Genomic DNA, 597 nt, shown 5'->3' on the forward strand with positions numbered 1-597 from the left:
CTGGTGATCGGCCTGACCATCGTCGCCGCCGGCACCTCGCTGCCCGAAGTGGCCACTTCAATTGCCGCCGCGATCAAGGGCGAGCGCGACATCGCGGTCGGCAACGTCATCGGCAGCAACACCTTCAACATCCTGGGCTGCGTGGGCCTCGCGGGGCTGGCCGCGGGCGACGCCGGACTGATCGTTCCGCCTTCGGTGCAGGCCTTCGACATCTGGGTCATGCTGGCCGTGGCGTTGGCCTGCGTGCCGGTGTTCCTGACCGGCCGCGAGATCGCGCGCTGGGAGGGCGCGGTCTTCGTGCTGTACTACGTCGGCTACGTGGCCTACCTGATCCTCGCCGCGCAGCAGCACGACGCACTGCGCACCTACACGCTGGCGATGACCGGCTTCGTGCTGCCGCTGACGGTGATCACGCTGGTGGCGGTTCTGCTGCGCCGCAGGACACCGGCGCACTGAAGCCGGAGCGGACCGCGGCGCCCCGGCCTGGAGAACCCCATGAGGAACAAGTTTCTCGGCACCGGCGAGCCCGGCTGGCACCCGCTGCGCAAGCTCGCGGTGGTCCTCGCCGGCCTGCGCTATGCGGTGTTGAACGACTTC

Annotated in this window: 1 protein-coding gene; it reads left to right on the forward strand. The window is 69.3% G+C overall.

Going from position 1 to position 597, the window contains the following annotated elements; all coding sequences use genetic code 11:
• Positions 1-456, forward strand: a 456-nt coding sequence (locus RMP09_RS03860; RefSeq protein WP_409559682.1) for a sodium:calcium antiporter, incomplete at its 5' end; no start/stop codon positions are given.
• Positions 457-597: the final 141 nt, after the last annotated feature.

Source organism: Hydrogenophaga sp. (genome assembly GCF_031426985.1).
In the GTDB taxonomy this organism is placed as follows: Bacteria; Pseudomonadota; Gammaproteobacteria; order Burkholderiales; family Burkholderiaceae_C; genus Hydrogenophaga.